General features: G+C 65.6%; 18 protein-coding genes and 1 rRNA gene. 5 read left to right on the top strand and 14 right to left on the bottom strand.

Translation table 11 applies throughout. From position 1 onward, the window contains the following. The coding region (locus tag C2862_RS24575; protein WP_136223238.1) for an aldehyde dehydrogenase family protein at window positions 1–253 on the bottom strand (253 nt) is incomplete at its 3' end. A 294-nt stretch (window positions 254–547) separates the two neighbouring features. Between C2862_RS24575 and C2862_RS24570 the strand changes: the two genes are divergently transcribed. Then, the gene (locus tag C2862_RS24570; protein ID WP_136223622.1) at window positions 548–2,701 is read left to right on the top strand and encodes a TonB-dependent receptor; all 2,154 of its coding nucleotides are present in this window, start codon (window positions 548–550) and stop codon (window positions 2,699–2,701) included. A gap of 157 nt (window positions 2,702–2,858) precedes the next feature. Here the strand turns inward: C2862_RS24570 and C2862_RS24565 are convergent, their stop codons facing one another. The 3 genes from C2862_RS24565 to C2862_RS24555 form a co-directional block, all read right to left on the bottom strand. After that, on the bottom strand, window positions 2,859–5,234 hold the full coding sequence (locus C2862_RS24565; protein ID WP_136223620.1) for a TonB-dependent receptor: 2,376 nt from the start codon (window positions 5,232–5,234) through the stop codon (window positions 2,859–2,861). Between the two features lie 105 nt (window positions 5,235–5,339). Beyond that, entirely contained in the window at window positions 5,340–6,824 is a 1,485-nt protein-coding gene (locus C2862_RS24560; protein WP_136223618.1) for a DUF3482 domain-containing protein, read from the bottom strand. Continuing rightward, window positions 6,821–8,302, bottom strand: a complete 1,482-nt coding sequence (locus tag C2862_RS24555) for a DUF2868 domain-containing protein (protein WP_136223616.1) — start codon at window positions 8,300–8,302, stop codon at window positions 6,821–6,823. The genes C2862_RS24560 and C2862_RS24555 overlap by 4 nt, the downstream gene beginning before the upstream one ends. Before the next feature lie 265 nt (window positions 8,303–8,567). Here C2862_RS24555 and C2862_RS24550 point away from each other — a divergent pair, with 265 nt between their 5' ends. From C2862_RS24550 to C2862_RS24535, 4 genes are all read left to right on the top strand, one after another. Beyond that, window positions 8,568–10,856, top strand: coding sequence for an isoamylase (locus tag C2862_RS24550; RefSeq protein ID WP_136223614.1), 2,289 nt, complete (start codon window positions 8,568–8,570; stop codon window positions 10,854–10,856). Window positions 10,857–11,132: 276 nt separating this feature from the next. Continuing rightward, window positions 11,133–13,148, top strand: coding sequence for a sigma-54-dependent Fis family transcriptional regulator (locus tag C2862_RS24545; protein ID WP_136223612.1), 2,016 nt, complete (start codon window positions 11,133–11,135; stop codon window positions 13,146–13,148). Between the two features lie 17 nt (window positions 13,149–13,165). Continuing rightward, entirely contained in the window at window positions 13,166–13,759 is a 594-nt protein-coding gene (locus C2862_RS24540) for a cytochrome b (protein WP_136223610.1), read from the top strand. Beyond that, window positions 13,756–14,736 (top strand): beta-propeller fold lactonase family protein, encoded by a 981-nt coding sequence (locus C2862_RS24535; protein ID WP_136223609.1) that lies wholly within the window; start codon window positions 13,756–13,758, stop codon window positions 14,734–14,736. Before C2862_RS24540 ends, C2862_RS24535 begins: the two co-directional genes overlap by 4 nt. 52 nt (window positions 14,737–14,788) lie before the next feature. Here C2862_RS24535 and C2862_RS24530 read toward each other — a convergent pair whose 3' ends face one another. From C2862_RS24530 to rrf, 10 genes are all read right to left on the bottom strand, one after another. Continuing rightward, window positions 14,789–15,787 carry an ATP-grasp domain-containing protein gene (locus tag C2862_RS24530; RefSeq protein ID WP_229467594.1) on the bottom strand — a complete coding sequence of 333 codons (999 nt, stop codon included), beginning with the start codon at window positions 15,785–15,787 and terminating at the stop codon, window positions 14,789–14,791. A gap of 64 nt (window positions 15,788–15,851) precedes the next feature. Continuing rightward, window positions 15,852–16,841 (bottom strand): hypothetical protein, encoded by a 990-nt coding sequence (locus C2862_RS24525; protein ID WP_136223605.1) that lies wholly within the window; start codon window positions 16,839–16,841, stop codon window positions 15,852–15,854. Beyond that, a complete protein-coding gene (locus C2862_RS24520) occupies window positions 16,838–17,734 on the bottom strand; it encodes a quinoprotein dehydrogenase-associated putative ABC transporter substrate-binding protein (RefSeq protein ID WP_136223604.1) in 897 nt (298 codons plus the stop codon). Before C2862_RS24520 ends, C2862_RS24525 begins: the two co-directional genes overlap by 4 nt. Beyond that, the gene (locus C2862_RS24515) at window positions 17,731–18,150 is read right to left on the bottom strand and encodes a cytochrome c (protein ID WP_373888280.1); all 420 of its coding nucleotides are present in this window, start codon (window positions 18,148–18,150) and stop codon (window positions 17,731–17,733) included. The genes C2862_RS24520 and C2862_RS24515 overlap by 4 nt, the downstream gene beginning before the upstream one ends. Before the next feature lie 99 nt (window positions 18,151–18,249). Next, window positions 18,250–20,055 carry a methanol/ethanol family PQQ-dependent dehydrogenase gene (locus C2862_RS24510; RefSeq protein ID WP_136223602.1) on the bottom strand — a complete coding sequence of 602 codons (1,806 nt, stop codon included), beginning with the start codon at window positions 20,053–20,055 and terminating at the stop codon, window positions 18,250–18,252. Between the two features lie 227 nt (window positions 20,056–20,282). Further along, window positions 20,283–20,624, bottom strand: coding sequence for a hypothetical protein (locus C2862_RS24505; protein ID WP_136223600.1), 342 nt, complete (start codon window positions 20,622–20,624; stop codon window positions 20,283–20,285). A 59-nt stretch (window positions 20,625–20,683) separates the two neighbouring features. After that, window positions 20,684–21,262 (bottom strand): S-(hydroxymethyl)glutathione synthase, encoded by a 579-nt coding sequence (gene gfa, locus C2862_RS24500; protein ID WP_136223598.1) that lies wholly within the window; start codon window positions 21,260–21,262, stop codon window positions 20,684–20,686. Window positions 21,263–21,286: 24 nt separating this feature from the next. Continuing rightward, the gene (locus C2862_RS24495; protein ID WP_136223596.1) at window positions 21,287–22,393 is read right to left on the bottom strand and encodes an S-(hydroxymethyl)glutathione dehydrogenase/class III alcohol dehydrogenase; all 1,107 of its coding nucleotides are present in this window, start codon (window positions 22,391–22,393) and stop codon (window positions 21,287–21,289) included. A 258-nt stretch (window positions 22,394–22,651) separates the two neighbouring features. Continuing rightward, entirely contained in the window at window positions 22,652–22,918 is a 267-nt protein-coding gene (locus C2862_RS24490; RefSeq protein WP_136223594.1) for a hypothetical protein, read from the bottom strand. A gap of 123 nt (window positions 22,919–23,041) precedes the next feature. Further along, window positions 23,042–23,154, bottom strand: a 5S ribosomal RNA gene (rrf, locus tag C2862_RS24485). Window positions 23,155–23,160 lie beyond the last annotated feature (6 nt).

Below are 23,160 nucleotides of genomic sequence, written 5' to 3'. Positions count from 1 at the left end.
TGAGGATGTTGGCGCGCTCGCTTGGGGAGGTCTTGCCCCAGGCTTCTTTCGCTTCATGGGCGGCGTCCAGCGCCAGTTCGATGTCTTCGCTCGTCGAGCGGGCGATTTCGCAGAAGGGCTGGCCCGTGATCGGCGTGACGTTGGCGAAGTACTCGCCCTTGCTTGGCGCCACGTACTTGCCGCCGATGTAGTTGTCGTAGCGCTGCTTGAACGGATTGGCGACGCCGAGCTTGCTGATGTCCGCGAGATTCATGTCATCCTCTTGATTGGTAGTGTTAGGCCGTTAGCGACAACGGGTGTGTCGGAGCACCCCTGAGCTTTCGCAAGCACCGTGCCAGCCTTCTAGCCCCGTAGCCCCAGGACCACCCCGCTCGTTTCTGACACACCTGTTCCAACCAGGGGACAGCACAGCGGATCAATGGCGCAGCGCCCGGAGTGGCGGCGAGGATGGCGCAAGCGTGGGCGCGTTTTTTGCATGACAGGTATATTGCTTGTTGAATTGTTATTAACGCCCAACCGGGAGTCCATCCCCCACAATGGAGAACCAATGACGCATCACGTATTCCGTTTGAACGCGATCGCCGCCCTGTGCGCCTGCTGGCCGCTGGCCGTGTGCGCGGCGGACGAACCGCAGGGAACACAGGAACCGACCACCCAAGGTCCCATGAACGTCGTTGTCGTGACCGGCAGCCGCTCCGAGCACGCCAGCTTTGACTTACCGGCCGCCATCGACGTGATCGACGCGGCCCAGATCCGCGACACCCAGCCGCGCGTGAACGCCTCCGAGGCACTGGCCGCGGTGCCGGGCCTGGTTGCGCGCGACCGCCAGAACTATGCGCAAGACCTGCAGATTTCCTCGCGCGGCTTCGGCGCCCGTTCCGCCTTCGGCGTGCGCGGCGTGCGCCTGATCGCCGACGGCATCCCGGCCACGATGCCCGACGGCCAGGGCCAGGCCGCCACCTTCAACCTCGACATGGCCGAACGCATCGAAGTGCTGCGCGGCCCCTTCTCCGCCCTGTACGGCAACCACTCGGGCGGCGTGGTCCAGCTGTTCACCCGCGATCCGAAAGGGCCGCCCTCGGTCGAGACCAGCGTGTCGGCCGGTAGCGACGGCCTGCGCAAGCTCGACGTCAACGCCCAGGGCAGCAGCGGCAATCTCGGCTACCTGATCGATGCCTCGCGCTTCGACACCGACGGCTTCCGCGACCACGGCGCGGCGCGGCGCGACCAGGCCTATGCCAAGCTGACCGCGGCCACATCAAGCACCTCGCGCCTGGTACTGACCGCCAGCGGCCTGCGCCAGGACGACACGCAAGATCCGCTCGGCGCCACCTGGGAGACTTACCAGCGCGATCCGCGCTCCGGCGAAATCGACACCACCGACACCCAGTTCCCGCAACGCACCCTGGCCGAGCGCTACAACACCCGCAAGAGCATCGACCACAAGCAGCTTGGGGCGACCTGGGAAAGCCGCTTCGGCGCCAACCGGCTGCAGGTGACGGCCTATGGCGGCAACCGCCGCGTGGTGCAGTACCAGTCCTTCTCGCGCGGCTTCCAGGCCCCGCCGACGCACTCGGGCGGCGTGGTCGACTTCGACCGCGACTTTTATGGTATCGACGTCAACTGGCGCGACGTGCGCGAACTGGCCGGCGGCACGCTACGCACCACGGTCGGCCTCGACATCGGCCGTTCGACGGATTCGCGCCAGGGTTACGAGAATTTCGTCGGGAACGGGGCCGATACGGTGTTCGGCGTGCGCGGCCGCCTGCGCCGCGACGAGGAAGACAAGGTCTCGAACACCGACCCCTACTTGCAGATGGAATGGGAGCGCGACAACTGGGTCATCACGGGCGGCCTGCGCCGCAGCCGCGTCACCTTCGAGGTCGCCGACCGCTTCCTCGCCAACGGCAACGACAGCGGCAAGGTGCGCTACGGCCACACCACGCCCTTGGTCGGCCTGCTCTATAAACTGACGCCGACGCTGAACGTCTACGCCAGCGCCGCACGCGGCTTCGAAACCCCTACCCTGAACGAAGTGTTTTATTCGGGCGCCGGCGCCGGCTTCAATTTCAACCTGCAGCCGGCCACCAGCACCCACCTGGAAGCGGGCGTGAAAGCCTTCGTCACCGACGACATCCGCGTGAATGCGGCGCTGTTCCAGGTCAAGACGAAGGATGAACTGGTGGTGGACGTGTCCAGCGGCGGGCGCACCAGCTACCGCAACGCCAGCGCCACGCTGCGCCAGGGCGGAGAATTGTCGCTCGATGCCACCCTCGGGGCCGGCTGGAGCGCCAAGCTCGCCTTTTCGGCCCTGCGCGCGATCTACGATGAAGGCTTCGGCAGCGTGCCCGAGGGCAGCCGTCTGCCGGGTGTGCCGAAAGTCAGCCTGTACGGCGAACTGGGCTGGAAAGAAGCAGCCGGCCGCTATGGCGCGGCGCTCGAGACCATCGCCAACGGACGCGTGTATCCGGAAGACACGAATACCGCCCAGGCGGCGCCAGGCTACGCGATTTTCAATGCACGCGCCCAGGCCAGCCAGCAGGTGGGAGAATGGCGCTTCAAGGAGTTCGTGCGCCTGAACAATCTGTTCGACCGGCAGTACGTGGGCTCGGTGATCGTGGGGGATGCGAACCGGCGCTTCTATGAAGGGGCGCAGGGCAGGAATTGGGTCGTGGGGGTGAGTGGGCAGTATCAGTTCTGACGTGTGTACGGCAGCTCCCACGCAAACTATCACCGCGTGGGCACGAAACCTGCCCACCCTACGTCCTCCGCTCAGCGCTAACGTCCATCGCAGGGACGTAGGGTAGGCGGATTCCCCGCCCACGCGTTCAACGAGTGCTGGCGAACCATACTAGCGTTTAGAACCGGTAGCGCACCCCGACATTCAACGTCCGCGGCGCACCCGGCGCCACGAAGCGCGCCGGTGACGGTGCCACCGCCCCGGCAGCCGGCTGCAATAGCTGCCCGTTCGGGAACATGTCCACCGCCAGCGCGCCGAAACTCTCGTAGCGGCGGTCGAACAGGTTGTTCACGCGCGCAAACAATTCCCATCCCGGCAGCGGACGCCAGCGCGCGTGCAGGTTCACCAGCACGTGCCCGCGCACGCTCCAGTCCGCACGCCGTCCCTCTTCGCCGTCTTCGGCATCCGCGATCAGGCCATCCTCGTTGCCCTGTATCGGCGCGTGCGACAGCGCCTGCAGGTCGGCACCCAGCACCAGGCCGGGCTGCAGGTCCCAGTCGAGCCCGAGTTTCAGGGTGTGGCGCGGCAGGCCGGCGATCGGCGTGCCCGGTGTGACCACGACCGTGCGGGCGCCCGTGAACAGGGTGCCGTCGGCATCGTAGGTCGCGCGCAGGTAACTGTAGTCGGCGCTGGCACGCAGTGCACCCCATTCGCCGTGGGCGCCAAGGTCGGCGCCCTGGTGGCGGGTGCGTGCGAAATTCGAAAAATAGCCGGCGCGCGAGGCGCCGGCCCGGCTGAACAGGATGTCGTCGCGGTTGGTCGTGCGGTACAGGCTGGCGCTGAACCCGGCCCGCCCCTGCCCGCCGCGCAGGCCCGCTTCCAGCGTGCGCGACACCACCTGTTTCAGATAAGGATCGGACTGCAGCCCGACGGGCAAGCGGCAAGGCTCGGCCGGGTCGGCGCAACCGAGTTCGATCACGGTCGGCACCCGGTTGCTCTGCGACACATTCGCGAACCAGGTGAGCGGACCGCGCGCATGGGTCAGCCCGAGCGCCGGGTTCAGGCGCCGATAGGTAAAGCTTTCCGGCGCCTTGTGGCCGTCTTCGGTGGTCAAGGTATTGCCGACGCGGGCATGGTTGTAGCGCAGCGAGGCGGTCACATGGGTGGCCGGCGCCAGCGCCAGCGTCGCGGCCGCATACAGGCCGGCCGCGCGCGATGTACCGGTGACCGAGGAAGCCGGCTCGCGTTCCTCGTCCGGGTCGCCTTCGACGCCGCGCGCCGGCGTCAGGAAGGCTTCCTGCTCATACTGTGCAAAGTCGACGCGGCTGTGGTCCCAGGTCGCACCGACGTTGAAGCGATGGCTGCCGAGCTGGCGCGCCAGGTCGATGCTGGCGCCGCGTCCGCGCTGGCGCGTGCTGGTCGTGTTCAGGCTGGCCGGGTGCAGGCCTTCGCCTTCCTCGCGCGTCAGGCCGCATTCGTCCGGATCGGCTGGACTGCCGTCGGCCAGGAAGCCGTCGGCGCAGTCCTCGACATAGTCCGCGTACTCGTCGCCGACGTCGCCGCCGACCGTGTCGCGCCGGCTGTTGCGCACGTAGGCGGAGGCGGTCAGTTCAGTCGCGGCGTCGAAGCGATGCTGCAGCCTGAATGCGGTCTGCAGCAGGCGGTTGCGGGTGCGGTCGGGAAAGGTGTAGACGGCGCGCCGGTCGGCCTCGTATAGCCCGGGAAGCAGCGTACCGTCCTCGTCGCGGTAGCTGGGCAGCAGCCCGTTGCCGAGCAGGCGGCTGCGTCCGCCCAGCAGGGTCCATTGCCAGTCGGTGCGTTCGCCCGCCTGCCCGACTTTTAAAAACAGGTTGCCGAGGCTGCCGTCGGAATGGTCGCGCCAGCCATCTTCGCGGAACAGGGTGGCGGCCGTGAACGCATGCCAGCCCTTGTCGCCGCGCACGCCATAGGACAGATCGGCGCGGCGCCGTCCGTTTTCGCCCACCGAGAGCGCAAGTTCGCCTCCCGGATCCAGCAGCCCGGAGCGGGTTTCGAGAGCGATCGCGCCGCCCTGCGTGTTCAGGCCATATAAAGGGTTCGAGCCGGGCAGCAGCGACAGGCGGGCCAGCGCCGCTTCCGGCAGCATGTCCCAATTGATCACGTCGCCAAAAGGCTCGTTGACGCGCACGCCGTCGAGATACACCGACAGGCCCTGGCCGGTGCCGAGGATGGGAGACGCGCGAAATCCGCGATAACTCAGGTCCACCTGGAACGGGCTGCCGGAGATCTCGTTGACGTTGACGCCGTGCAGGCGGCGCGCCATGTTTTCGACCAGGTTGCCGCCGCCGTTGTCGCGCAGGGCCGCGGGCCCGAGCGTCTGCACGCCATAGGGCAGCAAACGCGGGTCGCTGCCGCCTTCGGCGAAGGGCACGGTGCCGACGACCTCGACCCGTGCTATCTGGACTTCGGGCTCGGGCGTGGCAGCCGCGGCCGGCAGCAGTACCACGAACAACGCCCCCGCCGGCAGCCACGCGCTTGTGCAAGAACGGGGCTGGCTGCGGATGGGGTGCGTCATGTAGGACTCCGGTCGTCATCGATATAAAACAGTGCATGAGCAAGCGGTGTGCCATGGCCGGGACGGGGCAGGCAGCTGCTCACCTGTATCAAAATGGAACAGGTGTCACATCGACGGTGGTGACAGCTGCTGCGACAGGGCCGAGCTGGCGCCGGGATACAGGCGTGCGAGGGTGGCATTGGTGGCCGCTTCGAGAACGGCGAAGACGCGGGCACTGGCCGCGGCCAGGTCGGGCGCGGTGCGCACTTCCTGCCACAGCTTGTCGAACGGCTGCGTGGCCAATGCGGCTTCCACTTCGGTCTGCCAGAACGCCGGCGCTTCGCTTTCGATATAGTTGCCACGTCCGCGCCCGAAGTGGGCCACGGCCAGGTAGCGCAACACGGCGCCCGTCAGCAGCGTCTGCAGGAACGCGTCGGCGAACTGCACGCCCGCCTTGTCGCCTTCCGTACGCTGGTTGAAACCCCAGGCCGCGCCGGCCGCGGTCAGGCCGCCGACGATGGCGCCGAGCAGGGCGCCGCCACCGAGCGTCAGTCCGCCCGCCATCAGGTCGGCCGACAGGCCAGTGGCGGCGCCCGAAACCACGGCGCCGAGCAGGCCGGCCTGCGCCTTGTCGATCGGCGCGCGCACGGCGAAGTTCTCGCGCACGCGGGTGTTGATGGCGCGCGCCTCGCCCGGATCGACCTTGTGCAGCACCAGCATGCGCATGGTCGCCTTGTTGATTTCTCCGTTCAGGCGCTCGACCAGTCCCGCCATCGCGGCTTCATAGCGCTGCTGCCGGTCCTTATCCAGGCCGACCGTTTTCAGGGCCGTGCGCAGGAAGCCGCCGCCCTCTTCCGCTACGGGCTGGCTGTCGCGCGCGGCGGCCGCGACCTGCTCGGCACTGATGCGCAGAGCCTGCACGTAGCGCTGGCGGTTGTGCTCTTCCCAGGCCGTGCGCAGGCGCGTATAGCCGGCTTGCTTCTCCGGCGCGACCAGGGGCGCGACCGCCTCGTAGAACACGTGTTCGTGCACCCAGCAGCGGGCGAAGGCGTCCAGCGCCAGCACCTCGCGCACGACCGGGAAGCGCGCCAGGTGCTTTTTCCACTCCTGCTGTTCCAGCCCCTCCTCCGCGCCGGGACGCGGCGGCCCCATCTGGTTCAGCAAGACGACGACCGGTTTGCCGAGCCACTCGAGGATATTCATCTCTGCAGGTAGATAGCCGGCGTCGCCCGGAAGTTCCGAGGAATTGACGAGGTAGAGCACGACATCGGCTTCGTCCTTGGCCGCGCGCAAAGCCTGCTGGCTGAGCCAGAACGGACGGTCGCGGTAGCGGTCGAACACTTCGCGCAGGAACCAGCCGATCGGGTTGCCCGCCATGGACAGGCGTTTCATCAAACGCACCGAGTCGCCGAAGCCGGGCGTATCCCACAGCAGCAGGGTGTCGCCGGCGGCGCTGGTCTGCAGCGGATGGGCTTCGGCGAAGGTGGTCACGTGGGCGGCATCGCGCACTTCGCCGACGTCGGCGCCGACCAGGGTGCGGGCCAGGGTCGTCTTGCCGTTATTCGTATGCGAGACGAGGGCGAACTGGATTTTGACTGGATTGTCGTTCATCGCAGCTCCGGCAAGGCCAGGCCTGCGCCCAATTCGATCGGGCGCCTGGACGGGTCGACCAGGTTGACCACGGTGGCGGCGGTGCCGTGGAAACTGCAGAACTGGCGCCACAGGGCGATACGCTCGTTGACGCGCGCATCCAAGCCGGCCTGGCCGGCGCCGCGTTCGGTGAGGCTGGACTCGTCGAGCAGCACTGCGATGCCGCGCTTGGTGTTACGGGCCAGGTAGTCGAGGAAGGCGCCATGGTTTTCCTTTTCCGGCGTCGCCGCCAGGCTGAACAGGGCGGCGGTGACGGTGACGCCCGCTTCTTCCAGGGACGTGTCGCGCAGGGCCTCCTTCGGCTCTTCGCCGTAGGGCACGGTCGGGCGCAGCAGCACGCGCGCCTGGGCGCCGAGCGCCATCGCGGCTACCGTCCACAGGCCGCGGTCGCGCGCTTCGTCCAGCGTAAAACTGTAGGGCAGCACGCGCAGCACGGCCGGGGTGCCGGCGCCGATGCTGTCGGCCAGGCGGCGGAAATACGGGTGTTCCAGCTCGAGCGGGAAGCGCCGCGCAAGGCGCCGCGCGCGCCAGCCGGCAAATGCCGCCAGCAGCAGGCGCGGCAGCACCACCAGCAGCAGAATGGTCGCGCCATACAGATGCACCCAGCGTTCGCCGCCCGTGGCCGGCGTGCCGGCGCTGAAGCGCAGCGATTCGATGTCCGCCAGGCTAAAACCCTGGAGGAAGGGGAACAGGAAGAGTACCGGCGTGAACAGCCAGGACAGCAGGGTATGGACCTGGGTCGCGTCCAGGAAAGTGCTTTCCCAGCCGGCGACGTACTGGGTCAGCAAGCCGCGCGCATACAGGGACAGGACGGCGCCCAGCGCGAAGGCGGCTGCCGACAGGTGCACGGTGCGCGACAGGCGTGCGCGCGTCAACGGTTCGCTCAGCAGCGCCCATTCGGTCATGAAATTCGTCATGCCGGTGGCGAGCGCGCCCGGCAGCTTGCGCGGCAGTGCCGCCTTGCCGACGCTCAGGCGGCGCAGCAGCCCCTGCCCCGCCCAGCCGGTCTTGCGGCCCGGGATGACGGCCCAGATCAGCAGGATCAGATAGACCAGCAGGTTCCAGCCGATGATGAACAGGAGCGGTGCCGACAGCAGGTCGACCCGGTGCGGATCGGCGATGCGGTCGAGCAGCGCGCCGGCGAACAGGGCCAGCAGCGGCAGCGCCGCCCAGAAGCCCGGCAGGCCGAGCCCGCGGCGCTGGAAAGTGGCGAAGGCCGGCGTGCGTTCGGCCAGGCGCTTGATGATCTGGTCCGAGCGCTGCTCGAGAAAATGCTCCTGGGTAGCGGGCGCCTTGCTGTCGGCCGCCTGCCAGGCCGCCAGTTCGCGCGCGCTGCGGCTTGCATATTTGCGGTCGTCTTCGCTGAGCACCTGATGGTCCGTGTCGGCGCTTTCGATCGCCCGCACCAGCACGACCCGCCGTGCAACTTGTTCGTTCATGCTCGTCCTGTTTTATTGGATTGGCAACATCACCAGCCAGATTGTGCACCAGATTGCGCCTCTGCCCTAGCACCGCCCGTTTGCGCCAACCCATCCGTAGCAAAACTACGCATGCACGATTGACTTCAAGCGAACACGAGCGTAGCGTCTCCCTGCTGTATTGATGAGCTTTCCGGAAGAGGTAGCGAAAGTACAGACTGCGCCTGGCAAAAAGCGCTAACACAAACAAATGTTTAATAAATATAAACAAATATCGGAGACTGACATGCAACGCACAATCCTCGCCGCCCTGCTCACGGGTGCCCTGCTCGGCGCCCCTGCCTGGGCCGCGATCAACCCGAATAAACTCGGCGCCGCCTACGACGCCACCAAGGCCAACGTCACGTTCAAAGTGTACTCGAGCAAGGCCACCCGCATTGAGCTCTACCTGTACAGCACGGCCACCGGCAGCGCCGAAAAGGCGAAATACGTGATGACGAATTCCGGCGGGATCTGGAGCGTCACTATTCCGACCTCGACCTTGAGCGGCCAGGGCCTGGGCGGCACCCTGTACTACGGTTACCGCGCCTGGGGCCCGAACTGGCCCTACAACGCCAGCTGGACCAAGGGCTCCAGCCTCGGTTTCATCAGCGACGTCGATGCCGCCGGCAACCGGTTTAATCCAAATAAACTCCTGAGCGACCCGTACGCCCTGGAGCTGAGCCACGACCCGACCACGGCGACGATGACCAACGGCAGCATCTACGCCAGCGGCGCGACCTACCGCAACATCGACAGCGGCTCTTCGGCACCAAAAGGCATCGTGCTGGCCGGCGACACGCAGGCTACCGGCACCAAGCCGACCCGCGCCCTGAAGGACGACGTCGTCTACGAGGCGCACGTGCGCGGTTTGACCATGAACGACACCAGCATCACCGCCGCCTACCGCGGCACCTATAAAGGCGCGGGCCTGAAAGCGGCCGCGCTGGCGGCGCTGGGCGTGACGGCGATCGAATTCCTGCCCGTGCAGGAAACCCAGAACGATACCAACGACAACGATCCGGCCAGCACCAGCGGCGACAACTACTGGGGTTACATGACCCTGAACTATTTCGCCCCGGACCGCCGCTACGCCTACGACAAGACGCCGGGCGGCCCCACGCGCGAATTTAAGGAAATGGTCAAAGCCTTCCACGACAACGGCATCAAGGTGCTGGTCGACGTCGTCTACAACCACACGGGCGAAGGCGGTGCCTGGTCCTCGACCGACAAGACCACCTACAACATCACCAGCTTCCGCGGCCTGGACAATCCTACCTATTACAGCCTGACCGCGGATTTCCAGAATTCCTGGGACAACACCGGCGTCGGCGGCAACTACAACACGCGCAACACGATCGCCCAGAACCTGATCGTCGATTCGCTCGCCTACTGGCGCGACAAGCTGGGCGTGGACGGCTACCGCTTCGACCTGGCCTCGGTGCTCGGCAACAGCTGCCAGCACGGCTGTTTTAATTTCGACAAAATGGATGCCGGCAATGCCCTGAACCGCATCGTGGCCGAACTGCCGCCACGCCCGGCAACCGGCGGCAGCGGCGTCGACCTGATCGCCGAACCCTGGGCCATCGGCGGCAACTCCTACCAGGTCGGCGGTTTCCCGAGCGGCTGGGCCGAGTGGAACGGCGCCTACCGCGACGTCGTGCGCCAGGCGCAGAACAAACTCGGCAGCGTGGCAATCACGACCGGGCAAATGGCCACCCGTTTCGCCGGTTCCAGCGATTTATACGGAGACGATGGCCGCAAGCCCTGGCACTCCGTCAATTTCATTACCGCGCACGACGGCTTTACGCTGAAGGACCTGTACAGCTGCAACAGCAAGAACAACAACCAGGCCTGGCCTTACGGGCCCAGCGACGGCGGCGAGGACAACAACAACAGCTGGGACCAGGGCGGCATCGCGGCCGACCAGCGTAAAGCCGCGCGCAACGGCATGGCGCTGATGATGCTGTCGGCCGGCGTGCCGATGATCGTCGGCGGCGATGAGGCCTTGCGCAGCATGAACTGCAACAACAATCCCTACAACCTGGATTCCTCGGCAAACTGGCTGAACTGGAGCCGGACCACGGACCAGAACAACTTCCAGTCTTTCTCGAAAGCGATGATTGCCTTCCGCAAGGCCCACCCTGCCCTGCGTCCCGCGAACTTCTATTCGAGCGTGGACAACAACGGCAACGTGATGGAACAGCTGCGCTGGTTCAAGCCCGACGGCGGCGTGGCCGACGCCAGCTATTTTAATGACGCCAACAACCACGCGATCGCCTGGCGCATCGACGGTTCCGAGTTCGGCGACCCTGCCTCGGCCATCTATGTCGCCCACAATGCCTGGAGCGCGCAGGTGAACTTCACGCTGCCCTGGCCGGGTGCCGGCAAGAGCTGGTACCGCGTGACCGATACCTGCGGCTGGGCCGAAGGCGCGTCGCAGGTGCAGGCGCCGGGCAGCGAAGCGCTGGTCGGCGGCGAAAACACGGCTTACGGCCTGTGCGGGCGCGGCACCCTGCTCCTGATCGCAAAATAAGGCTGATTTTTTCGTGAAAGCAGCGAGCGCGTGACTAAGACCACTAATCTCGTCACGCGTTCCCTACCAATGCAAGCTGGATGACACCGGTCTGTAGTTCGCCATGTGACCCGCATACAGCGCCAGCAGCTATTCAAAAATTTTGGGAACTGACCGACAATCTGGCGGTTGATCGGTGTATTCTCCACAACAGATGGGGTGTAAAACTCACACAACAGTCCCTCGGCTGACAGTGCCGGCGTCCGCGCCGACCGGGCTCGGGACACAGGAGACAGTATGTCGAAGTTTGCCGTGGAACACGTCAAGCGCGTCCATTCGGTCGTCCACGACCGGATGGGAGCAGACTGTATTGGAGCCGGTAACCGGATCACCCGATCCTGGATCCGGTGTCTCAACGAATACCAGCTCAATCCCGACAGCTGCGCCGAGCCCGAAGTGGTAGCGCCGATCGAGCTGCAGGAGCGCCAGGAAAGACTGGCCGACGTGCAGGCGGTGGCCAAGGTCGAGATGGCGAACCTCTACCAGCAGCTGGCCGGCTCCGGCTACGCGATCATGCTCACCGACCGCGAAGGCGTGCTGCTCAATTACTTCGGCGATCCGGCCTTTACCCACGCCGCCTCCAAGACCGGCCTGATGCAGGGCGCGGTCTGGAGCGAGCGGGTGCAGGGGACCAACGGCATGGGTACCTGCCTGGTCGAGCGGCGTCCGCTCACCGTGCACCAGGACGAACATTACTTATCGCGCAACATCGGTCTGTCCTGCGCCGCGGCGCCGATCTTCGACCATGAAGGCGAACTGGTCGGTGTGCTCGACGCTTCCGGCGAGTCGCGCCTGGCCCAGCAGCACACGCTGGCCCTGGTCAGCATGTCGGTGCAGATGATCGAGAACCGCGTCTTCCTGCACCAGTTCCGCCACGATTACATCCTGCGCTTCCATAACCGGCCCGAATTCGTCGGCACCCTGAGCGAGGGCGCGATCGCGCTGAGCGTGACCGGCACCGTGCTGGCCGCCAGCCGCGCCGCGCTCTCCCTGCTCGGCTACACGCATCCGGGCGAGATCGTCGGGCGCGACGTGTGCGAGCTGTTCAATATCACCTTCCCCGGCCTGGTGGACAGCTCCACGCGGCGCGCCTTCCACCCGGTGCCGATCTTCGAAGTGCGCAGCAACGCCCGCTTCTTCGCCGTGGTCTACCAGCCGCTTACGAGTAACGGCATGGGCAGCGGCGCGCGCCGGCCCCAGCGCGGCGCGGCCAGGCTCGGCGGTCCCGCCGCGGAAGCCGATGCGCTCGACGCGCTGCATCACGGCGACCCGACCATGCGCGCCAACGTCGAGACCGCCAAGCGGGTCATGGAACGCAATGTGCCGATCGTGCTGCTGGGCGAAACCGGCACCGGCAAGGAACGCTTTGCGCGTGCGATGCACCTGGCCGGCAGCCGCGCCACCCGGCCTTTCGTGGCGATCAATTGCGCGTCCATTCCGGAATCCCTCGTCGAAAGCGAACTGTTCGGCTACCGCGCGGGCGCCTTTACCGGTGCCAGCAAGGAAGGACAGCGCGGCAAGCTGCTGCAAGCCAATGGCGGCACCCTGTTCCTGGACGAGATCGGCGACATGCCGGTCGCCCTGCAGGCGCGGCTGCTGCGGGTGCTCGAAGAGCGCGAGGTGGTGCCGCTGGGCAGCGAGACGCCCGTCAAGCTCGACATCCGCGTGATCAGCGCCACCCACTGCGACCTGACGCAAAAGATCGACAGCGGCGCCTTCCGCGAGGATTTGTACTACCGGCTGCAAGGCGTTTCCTTCACCATGCCGCCGCTGCGCGAACGCCAGGACCGCGGCGCCCTGATCCGCCAGCTGGCCTTCGAGGAAAGCGATGCCGGCTGTCCGGTCGAGGTCGACGACCGGCTGCTCGACCTGCTGGAGCGCCAGCGTTGGCCCGGCAACCTGCGCCAGCTGCGCCACCTGCTGCGCACCATGATCGCGCTGCGCGAAACGGACCGCCTCGGCGTGCACGACCTGCCGCCCGAATTCCGCCAGGGACTGGCCGATCCCGCCCCAGGCGTGCAGCCTGCTGCCGCACAGTCCTCGGCGGCGCCTGCCGCGGCGCTGGGCGGGAAGCCGGCCGAGGGCTTGAATCCCTTCGAATGCGCGGAACGTGAAGTGCTGCTGCAGGAACTGAAGCGCCACCAGTGGAATTTGAGCGGCGTCGCACGCGAACTGAACATCAGCCGCAACACGCTGTACCGCAAGCTGCAACGGCTGAACATCGAGCATCCCGACAAGTCCCTGTTTCACTGAAGTTTCATTAAACCGAGATGGACGCTTCCAGCTCCCCGCACTACACCGGCACCGCGATCGCCCTGCACTGGGTGATTGCGTTGCTGCTGCTCGGGCAGTTCGCCTTCGGACTGTTGCTCGAGGACATCCCACGCGGCACGCCGGCGCGGGGCTACTATGTCAACCTGCATAAAAGCACCGGCATCCTTATCGGCCTGATGATCCTGCTGCGCCTGGGCTGGCGCCTGACGCACAGGCCGCCGCCCCTGCCGGCGTCGATGCCGCCCTGGCAGCGCCATGCGGCCAGGTTCAGCCATATCGCCCTGTACGTGTGCATGATCGCCTTGCCGCTGTCGGGCTACCTGGCCTCGAATGTCAGCCGCCACGGCATCAAGTTTTTCAATGCGCTGCGCTGGGCGCCCTGGGGGCCGGACGACAAGAATTTGTATGCGCTGTTCAACGGCGCTCACCACCTGTTCGCGCTGCTGCTGGCGCTGCTCGTTGCCGTGCACGTGCTGGCCGTCGCGAAGCACATGCTGGTCGACCGCGACGGTTTGCTGCTGCGCATGTGGCCGCGGCGCGCCGTCCCGCTCGACCGATCGCCTTCCAACCTGTCCGTGGAGAACCGATGACCTTGCCGACCATCCGCCGTCTTGCCACCCTTGCTGCCGCCCTTGCCGCTTCTTTCGCCGCCTCCCTCAACGTCTGCGCTGCCGCGCTGGCCGCCTCGCCCATGGCCTATGTGCCGAATGAAGGATCGGGCACGATTTCCGTCATCGATACCGCCACCGACCAGGTCGTGGGCGAACTCCCCGGCGGCACCAAGCCGCGCGGCCTGGTGGTCGGGCCCGATGCACGCTGGCTCTACGTCAGCGACCAGCCGCACGACCGACTGCAGCTGGTCGACCTCAACACGCGCAAGCTGGGCCCGACGGTAACATTGGGCGACTCGCCCGAAGGCGTGTCGATCTCGCCGGATGGACGCTGGGTGATCGCCGCCGTCGAGGGCAAGAACGAGATCGCGGTGACCGACACGCGGACCAACGCGCTAGCCTTCTCGATTCCGGTCCACGGCAAGAACCCGGAGCATGCCGTGTTCAGCCCGAACGGCCGCCTGGTGTTCGTCAGCGCCGAGGAAGGGGACGCCGTCGACATCCTCGACTTCGCCAGCCGCAAGCAGGTGGCGCAAGTGGCGGTGGGCGCCCGTCCGCGCGGCATCGGCTTCCTGCCCGACAGTAGCCGTGCCTATGTCGCCACCGAAAACGCGAACGAGGTCTTCGTCATCGACACTAGCAGTTTCGCCATCGTCACCCGTATCAAGGCCGGCCTGCGCGCCAACGGCATCGCGGTCCACCCGAGCGGCAAGTTCGTCTACGTGTCGAACGGCGGCGACGCCAACGTGTCGGTGATCGACACCGCGACCAACCAGATCGTGGCCACGGTGCCGGTCGGCCAGCGCCCCTGGAACATGGCGCTCACTCCGGACGGCAAGAAGCTGTACGTGGCCTGCGGCCGCTCCGGCAGCGTAACGGTGATCGATACGGCCAGCCGCACCCGGCTGCGCGACATCGCGGTCGGTAAACTGCCGTGGGGCGTGGTGATCAAGTAAGTCGGCGGGCGGCCCGGGTGCCGCACCAAGCGCGCCAAGGCGCACCCGGCGTTCAGGCCGGCACGTCGCCCGGAAATCCGTCGACGTCGACGCTCACCGGGCGGCAGCGGCTCGGCGTGACCGGCATCGCCGCCGGACCTTTCAGCAAATCGATGACGAGGCCGGCCGGATTGCAGCCGATCGACGCGTGCAAACCCGCATACGCCGCTGTCAGGCGCGGGTTGACGTCGAGGACCATGACGCCGCGCTCGTTCAGGATGATGTCGACGCCGACATAGCCCCACAGGGTCGGCAAGGCCGCCGCCACTTGCTGCGCCAGGCGCTCGAGCGTGCCGTCGGCGTCGCTCAGGCCGTTCACGGTACTGCCGAGGAAGTGAAAACGGTTGTCGCGCACCGCCACCCGTTCCAGGTTGCGCGCCAGCAAGCGCGCGCTGCCATCGCAGCAGATCAGGGAAAGGCTGCCCAGCTTGCCCGCAACGAAGGGCTGCAACACATAGCCCTGCGCGGCACTGGTGCGGATCCAGGCCAGCGCCGCCGCGCGGTCGGCGAACAGGCGGGTGTCGACACAGCCGGCGCCATCTTCCGGCTTGACCACCCAGGCGCCCTCTCCCTCCGGCAGCGACGCATGCGGCCGGTAGGTCGGCACAGTCGCGACGCCGCCGTCGGCCAGTGCGCGCGCCACCTTCAGTTTGCTGCCGGCGACGCGCACGGCACCCGGCGCGCTGCCCAGCAGGATGCGCTTGCCGCGCAGGATGTCGCGCGACAGGGTTTCCAATAGCCCCTCGGATTCCGGCGCCAGCGGCCAGACCGCGTCGGCGGCCTGCACGCAGGCGGCAAAGCGTTCGCCGAAGGATTGCGCCGCCCAGTTGGCCGCGCCAAGCCCGCCCGCTCCAGGCCGGCACAGCGTCGCCATCGTGCACACCTCGACCCCGGGCAAGGCGCCGAGATCGGCCAGCAGGGCATCGAACAGCATGGATCCCTGCTGCGTGAACGCATGCGGCAGGGCGCGTGCCGTCGGCCCGCCTTCGGTCACATAGTCGAAAGCAAACACTTTCAAGGGCGCCATCCTGAGCCTCCGGCTGAGTCCATGTCCAGGCAGCGTCCATCCGCCAAGCTCAGCGCTGGGGGCTGACGACCTTCACCAGGGTAAGCGTTTCGTCGATGACGGGCATGGCGGCACCGGGTGCTGCTCCAGGTGCGCCAGGACGGGCTTGCGCCGTAGCGCCCGCCGCGCCGGGCGAGCCCGTGCGGCCCTGCGTCGTGCCGGCGGTTGCCGGCGCACCTGCCCCCGGGTTGGCGCGGCCGGATAGCGCCGTCCCGGGCGCTGCGCTTGGGGCCGCCGCGGTGGCCGCGGTGCCGCCCGCCGCCCCTTGCGATACTGCCGTCGCAGGCTGCGCCGAGCCGGGCTGCGCACCTCCCACAGCTGCAGTACGCGCCACCACCGTTCCCGGCCGATCCGCCCCGGTATTCGCCAGCGAGGTGCTGACCTGGTAGACCCCGCCCGGCACCTCGTCGCTGAGGACGAAGGTATAGGTCTTGCGTGCGTAGTTCTCGAAGCGTGCGCGCATCGGATCGTCCAGGTAGGGCTGGATGCGCACTGCCTTGCCCTCGACGGTCTTGCCCTCGTAGGTAATGCGTTGAGGCGTTACTTTCGCAGCGTTGGCCAGCGCCATGCGGATACGCTTGCGGAAGTAGGTAACCGAGCCGCCGGTCAGGCGCCGCATCTCGGCGATGTCATGCTCGAGAAAGCCGAGCAGCACCGGGTTGCCGTGGGCATCGTCCACTTCGGGCAAGGCGTGCATGCGTGCACCGCTGAGGAAGCGCAGCGCCGCGTGCAATTGCCCCTTGCTGCGCGAGACGTCGAGGTGGACGCTGTCGGTAAAGGCGGCTTCGACGTTGCTGAGCTTGCGGAATTCGTAGACCAGGGTCGCAGGCGCCTTCATGCGCGCCAGGTGGTCGGTCTCGAACAGCAGGACTTCGGCTGGCGAAATGGGTTGCGCCATGACGCCGGCCGGGCTCGCGGCAAAGATGAGGATGGCGATGGCGGCGCCGCGCAGATGATGCGCTGCGCGCGCAGCAGGGCGCTGGATGGACATGCCGCTCATGGTGCCTTCGCCGCAGGCGGCGCCGTTGCCACCCTGCCCTGCTCGTCGACCAGCGGCACGCCGTACTGCTCGAGGATCGCATGGATCTTCGCTTCGTTGGCGAGGATCAGCTGGTCGATCCGCTGCCGGAAATCCTTGTCGCCATGACGTACCGCCATCGCGATCTCGAAATCGAACTTTATGCCCGGTTGCGAGACCAGCGGAATGGCGGCGATGGGCACCGTGCGCGCATTCCTGGCGAAGTAGCCGGCAATCGGGCCCCAGGCAAACGCCAGGTCGATCTTGCCGCTTGCCAAGTCATTCTCGATGACCTGGCCGGGATACTGCTCGGCGTCGCCGGTCTGGCTCTGGTACCAGGTCACCTGCTCCATCAGGCCGTTTTTCAGCAGCCAGTCGGTGACGGGCGAGCCGGCGAAGGCGCCGATGCGCAGCTTGCGGCGTTGCGCTGGATCGAGCGCCAATAAATCGTCGAGGGTGCGCACCCCGTCCAGCCCCTTGCCGCGGACATAAGCCATGGCATAGCTGGAGTGGTAGTAGGGGCGCGTGGTGGCCGCCATATCAAAACCCTTGGCGACGCCGGTGACGAGATCACACTTGTAGCGGTCGGAATTCTCTTCCTTGGCGCGCAGGGTATTGCGAATGAAGCCCATCCGCTGCGGGAACCAGGTATGTTCCAGCTTCCAGCCCAATTGCTGCGCGAACAGGGCCGCAATCTTGTTTTCGAAACCGTCCAGTTTGCGGTTCGACAGCGGCAGATTGTTCGGGTCCTGGCAGACCCGCAAAACCTTGTCCTGGCCGGGTTCCGGGCTCGGCTGCGCCTGTGCCATGCCGGCGGGCCCGGACAGCCCGGCCAGCACGCAGGCCGCGCCTGCCAGCAGCGGGCGCCACGTCATTTGCCGATCTCCTGCAGGCGTCCCGGCTGGATGGCACCATCCGACCGCCCTTTCAGGTAGGCATACAGGTTGTCGATGTTCTCGCTCACCATCTTGCTGGTGTCGAAATTCGGCATGCCCTTCTCGATCCGTCCTTTTAATACGGTGGCCTTGAATTCGTCCTTGCTCAATACTTTCAAACTGTTTACCAGCGAGGGGCCGACCATGCCTTCCTGGGCCGCGCCATGGCAGCGCTCGCAGGCCATGGCGCGCCAGGTCTTCCAGCCGCTCAGGGTCTGTGCATCGACCTTGTTACCATCGGCAACCTTGTAGGGCGCCGTATCGCCTGCAGCGGCGAAGGCCGACGGCAGTCCGGACATCGCCACCATGAATGCGCACACGGCGCTGCCCGCTGCAATCTTCGTGAGTCTGTTCATATCCATTCCCGGCAAGCGAGGTGGCTGCCGGCATCGTGCCGGCAACCGTCCTCAGTGTGATTCAAACAACTTCGATAACGAATGCCTCGATGACGAAGCTTAGCGGTCAGGCAAAGCGAACACGGTCAGGACGCCACCCAGCTCGGTGTACTTGGCCAGGTCCTTGTAGCCGCCCACCGCACCCAGGCCTTCGGTGCCCTTGGTCAGGCCCGCCGCCAGGCCGATACCGGCCCAGCCACCGATCCCGGACAGCACGCCGACGTATTGCTTGCCCTTGTATTCCCAGGTGTGCACGTTGCCGATGATGCCGGACGGGGTCTTGAACTTCCACAGCTCCTTGCCGTTCAGGTCGACCGCTTTCAGGTAACCCTCCAGGGTGCCGTAGAACACGACGTCGCCGGCGGTCGAGAGCGCGCCGCTCCAGACCGAAAACTTCTCGGGCTTGGACCAGAGGATCTTGCCGGTACCGGCATCCCAGGCGATGAAGTTACCCAGGCCGCCGTGGCTGTTCGGCGCCGCATACATGGAGAGCGTCGAGCCGACATAGGGCTGGCCGGCGGTGTACTCGATCTGGAAGGGCTCGTAGTCCATGCACACGTGGTTGGTCGGTACATAGAAGATGCCGTTCTTGCGGTTGAAGCTCGCCGGCTGCTGGTCCTTGGTGCCGAGCGCCGAGGGGCAGATGCCTTTCGAATTGAAATCGGGACCGTTCTTGTCGGTGCTGTACTTGGCGACGACTTGCGGACGGCCGCTCTTCATGTCGACGTGGGTCGCCCAGTTCACTTTCGGGTCGTATTTTTCGGCGACCAGCAGCTCGCCGCTGACGCGGTCGAGGGTATAGGCGAAGCCGTTGCGGTCGAAGTGCACCAGGGCCTTGCGCGGCTGGCCCTTGACCTTGATGTCGGCCAGGATCATTTCGTTGACACCGTCATAGTCCCACTCGTCGTGGGGCGTCATCTGGTAGACCCATTTCGCCATGCCGGTGTCGAGGTCGCGCGCGAAAATGGTCATCGACCATTTATTGTCGCCGGGGCGCTGGCGCGGATTCCAGGTGCTCGGGTTGCCGGTGCCGTAGTAGACCAGGTTGGTTGCCGGATCGTAGCTGTACCAGCCCCAGGTCGTGCCGCCGCCCAGCTTCCACTGATCGCCCTGCCAGCTCTTGAGCGAAGAATCGGGACCGATCGGCGCCATTTTGCCGTCGGTCCAGGTCATGGTTTTACCGGGGTCGACCATCAGCTCGTTGTCCGGCCCGGTGCTGTAGGCCTTCCACAGGATCTTGCCGGTGTTCATATCGTGCGCCGTCACGCGCCCGCGCACGCCGAATTCGCCGCCGCTGATACCGGTGAGCACTTTGTCCTTGAACACGTGCGGGGTATTGGTCGTGGTCTCGCCGATCTTCGGATCGCCGACCTTGATCTTCCAGAGCTCGGCACCGGTCTTGGCGTCGAGCGCGACCAGGGTGGTGTCGGCCTGTTGCAGGAAGATCTTGCCGTTGGCGTAGGCCACGCCGCGGTTGACGGTGTCGCAGCACATCACGGGAATGACGGTCGGGTCCTGCTTCGGCTCGTACTTCCAGCGGATGCTCTGGTCTTCCAGCGACAGCGCGAAGACCTTGTTCGGGAAGGGGCTGTGGATGTACATGGTGTCGCCAACCACCAGCGGACCGCCTTCGTGGCCGCGCAGCACGCCAGTGGAGAAGGTCCAGGCGACTTGCAGGTTCTTCGCATTCTTGGCGGTAATCTGTTTCAGTTCGCTGTAACGGTGATTCGCGAAGTTACCGGACTGCATGGCCCAGTTCTTCGGATCCTTCGTCAGCTGCTCGACGTCGGAGTTGGCGGCAAAGGCCGGGGCAGCCGCCAGCGCCAGGCACGGCCACCAGCGGATGAGTCTTGTAGTGAGTGACATGGTTAAGTCTCCTTTGGTTTTATACGCGGTGCGACCTGATTACGCTTGCAGACAAGCTTCCAGACTGCGACAGGCGGGGTAGCCCCAACCAACAGCACAGCACTTACCGTGCCAGTGTCTGTATGCGCGTGCTGCGCGGCGTCCTGTGCAGAATTCGTGACAGTCGGTGCTGAACTTGTGCCATCCATGACGCAGCAGCGGACGGAACATCGTGCTGAACATCGGGCTCAACGCTCGGGCACGTGGCAAGCCTTGCTGGCGCTTGCCTGGAGGGCCTTGTACTTGTTCGCCATTGCCTTGACGTTCGGGGGATCGCGGAACATGCCGCCGCGTTCGCCAGCCAGGGTCTGGTTGCGCTGGGCGGTCGACATCGCCACGTAGTCCTCGTATGACATTTCCTTGGCGATGTGGTCGATGGCGCAGGAACACTTGTAGAGGTACTCATATTTGCCCTCGTGTTTCTGCATGCATTCGAGCACGTACTCGACCCGGCCGCTGGTCGGGAAATCGTGGGCCTGGGCGGCCAGTGGGGCCAGGCCCGCCGCCAACAGCAATAAGCATCGCTTCATTCTTTCTCCATAGGGCTCGCATGCGGCCGGCCAGGTGCGGACCAGCCGCAGCGTGGTCGTCACGCGTTCCTGAGTACGCCGCGTTGCTTGGCGACGTGGGTCGAGATTGCGTCCATCAGGGCCGGCGACAGGGCGTCGTAAGGTGGCAGGCCGATCTCGGCCAGGCGAGCGCGTACCGCGCCCATCTCTTGCGGCGGCGCGCCGGCCTCGATGATCGAGGAAACGAAGGCGGCGAACTCGGGCGGAGCCCAACCCTTTTCCTTGGAGAGCTCGGTGTGCACGAAGTCGAGCCCATAGAAGGCGTGCCCCGTGTTCTCGATGCGTCCATACATGTGAACACCGCAGTCGCGGCAGGCGTGACGCTGGATCGTTGCGCTCTGGTCGACGACTTGCAACTTGTCTTCGTTGGCGGTGACCTTGACGTTCTCGCGTCCTACCACGGCGACTTGCGAAAACAGCGCGCCGGCCGGCTTCCAGCACTTGGTGCAGCCGCATACGTGGTTATGCGCCACTTGTCCTTTGATCTCGACCGTGACCGGGTTGCTGCTGCACAGGCAGGTCAGGGTGCCACCGGCAAAATTGGGATCGGACCGCTTGATGTTGTCGACCGCCGGATGGATGTTCGTTGCACTGCTCATGATCGCGTCTCCTTTGTGGTTGGATTAGTACAGCACGACCGAGCGGATCGACTGCCCGCTCTTCATCAGCTCGAAGCCTTCGTTGATGCGCTCGAGCGGTAAGGTATGGGTGATCAGGTCGTCGATGTTGATCTTGCCGTCCATGTACCAGTCGACGATCTTGGGCACGTCGGTGCGGCCGCGCGCGCCACCGAAGGCGGAACCCTTCCATTGGCGCCCGGTGACGAGCTGGAATGGCCGCGTGCTGATTTCCTGGCCGGCGGCAGCGACGCCGATGATGAAGGACTGGCCCCATCCCTTGTGGCAGCACTCGAGTGCCTGGCGCATCAGCTGGACACTGCCGACGCATTCGAAGGAAAAGTCGGCGCCGCCGTCGGTCAGCTGCACGATGTGATCGACCACATTGCCGACCTCGTTCGGATTGACGAAGTGGGTCATGCCGAACTTGCGGGCGATGTCGACGCGGCCGGGATTGATGTCGATGCCGATGATCTTGTCGGCACCAACCATCTTCGCCCCCTGGATCACGTTCAAGCCAATACCGCCCAGGCCGAACACGACGACGTTTGCGCCGGCCTCGACCTTGGCTGAGAACACGACGGCGCCGACGCCCGTGGTGACGCCGCAGCCGATATAGCAGGCTTTATCAAAAGGCGCGTCCTCGCGGATTTTCGCCAGGGCGATCTCGGGGACGACGATGTAGTTCGAAAAGGTCGAGGTGCCCATGTAATGGAACAGTTGCTGGCCGTCGATCGAGAAGCGCGAGGTCGCGTCGGGCATCAGGCCGCGGCCCTGGGTCGAGCGGATCGACTGGCACAGGTTCGTCTTGCGCGACAGGCAGAATTTGCATTGCCGGCATTCGGGCGTGTACAGCGGGATGACGTGGTCGTCGCGCTTGACCGAGGTGACGCCGGGGCCGGTCTCGAGCACGATGCCGGCGCCTTCGTGGCCAAGGATCGCCGGGAAAATGCCCTCGGGATCGGCCCCGGACAAGGTGTAGTAATCGGTGTGGCAGATACCGGTCGCCTTGATCTCGACCAGTACCTCGCCGGCGCGTGGCCCCTCCAGGTCGACCTCGGCGATGGACAGGGGTTCTCCGGCCTTCCACGCAATGGCAGCTCTCGTTTTCATGGCATCTTTCTTGTCGATGAGGTCCGCGGCTGAAGCGGACGGGTTGGAAAAACGGGTGCCGGCCGGCTTGCTGTCGCTCCAAAACTGCAACAGCGCTCAGCGCGTTGTGCCAGTCGGGAGACAGGTGTTCCGCCGTCGACGGTGATATCGCAGTCGAGACGCTAGCCGGTGCACCTGGTTAGGAGAGAATGCAAGCGCCGTGCCACGCGGCAGTCGGCCTGCTCTGGCGGCGAAACGGGCCAAGGTGAGGGATGCTGTTCAGCGTCGGCGGCCGCCGTGTCCCCAGCCATGCCGGCCATGGCCACCGTAATAGCCGCGATGGCCGTGGTAGCTGTGATTGTGGCGGTAATAGCCGAAGCCGAAGTCCAGCGTCACGGGTGGACCGACATAAGTCGGGTAACCGTAGGTGGGATAGTAGGGATCGTAGGCGGCGTATGGCGGCGCGTAAACGCAGCCGCCAAGGCCAGCGGCGAGCAGTAGTGCAGTGACGACGCGCCGTGCCGCGCGTCGATATCGAGTGTCCATGACAGGATCCTTGAACTGCGAACCTGTCTTGATTGTAGTTCTGGACGTGCTCTTTGCAAGATTTAAGAGCGCAAAAGCAAAAAACCCCGCTCAGGTCACTGAGCGGGGTTTTTCATATAACTAGCCTGACGATAACCTACTTTCACACTGGTTGCAGCACTATCATCGGCGCAAAGTCGTTTCACGGTCCTGTTCGGGATGGGAAGGGGTGGGACCGACTTGCTATGGTCATCAGGCATGAC

The organism is Massilia sp. Mn16-1_5, from assembly GCF_004798585.1.
Classification (GTDB): domain Bacteria; phylum Pseudomonadota; class Gammaproteobacteria; order Burkholderiales; family Burkholderiaceae_D; genus Telluria.
The sequence above is the reverse complement of the archived record's forward strand: the minus strand, read 5'-3'. Positions and strand labels throughout refer to the sequence as shown.

Coding starts and splice junctions, on each gene's coding strand:
- C2862_RS24495 (WP_136223596.1), bottom strand. CDS start 22,393: ATGAAAACGAGAGCTGCCATTGCGTGGAAGGCCGGAGAACCCCTGTCC.
- C2862_RS24560 (WP_136223618.1), bottom strand. CDS start 6,824: ATGAACGACAATCCAGTCAAAATCCAGTTCGCCCTCGTCTCGCATACG.
- C2862_RS24545 (WP_136223612.1), top strand. CDS start 11,133: ATGTCGAAGTTTGCCGTGGAACACGTCAAGCGCGTCCATTCGGTCGTC.
- C2862_RS24525 (WP_136223605.1), bottom strand. CDS start 16,841: ATGAGCGGCATGTCCATCCAGCGCCCTGCTGCGCGCGCAGCGCATCAT.
- C2862_RS24555 (WP_136223616.1), bottom strand. CDS start 8,302: ATGAACGAACAAGTTGCACGGCGGGTCGTGCTGGTGCGGGCGATCGAA.
- C2862_RS24535 (WP_136223609.1), top strand. CDS start 13,756: ATGACCTTGCCGACCATCCGCCGTCTTGCCACCCTTGCTGCCGCCCTT.
- C2862_RS24510 (WP_136223602.1), bottom strand. CDS start 20,055: ATGTCACTCACTACAAGACTCATCCGCTGGTGGCCGTGCCTGGCGCTG.
- C2862_RS24550 (WP_136223614.1), top strand. CDS start 8,568: ATGCAACGCACAATCCTCGCCGCCCTGCTCACGGGTGCCCTGCTCGGC.
- C2862_RS24490 (WP_136223594.1), bottom strand. CDS start 22,918: ATGGACACTCGATATCGACGCGCGGCACGGCGCGTCGTCACTGCACTA.
- C2862_RS24570 (WP_136223622.1), top strand. CDS start 548: ATGACGCATCACGTATTCCGTTTGAACGCGATCGCCGCCCTGTGCGCC.
- C2862_RS24540 (WP_136223610.1), top strand. CDS start 13,166: ATGGACGCTTCCAGCTCCCCGCACTACACCGGCACCGCGATCGCCCTG.
- C2862_RS24505 (WP_136223600.1), bottom strand. CDS start 20,624: ATGAAGCGATGCTTATTGCTGTTGGCGGCGGGCCTGGCCCCACTGGCC.
- gfa (WP_136223598.1), bottom strand. CDS start 21,262: ATGAGCAGTGCAACGAACATCCATCCGGCGGTCGACAACATCAAGCGG.
- C2862_RS24520 (WP_136223604.1), bottom strand. CDS start 17,734: ATGACGTGGCGCCCGCTGCTGGCAGGCGCGGCCTGCGTGCTGGCCGGG.
- C2862_RS24565 (WP_136223620.1), bottom strand. CDS start 5,234: ATGACGCACCCCATCCGCAGCCAGCCCCGTTCTTGCACAAGCGCGTGG.
- C2862_RS24515 (WP_373888280.1), bottom strand. CDS start 18,150: ATGAACAGACTCACGAAGATTGCAGCGGGCAGCGCCGTGTGCGCATTC.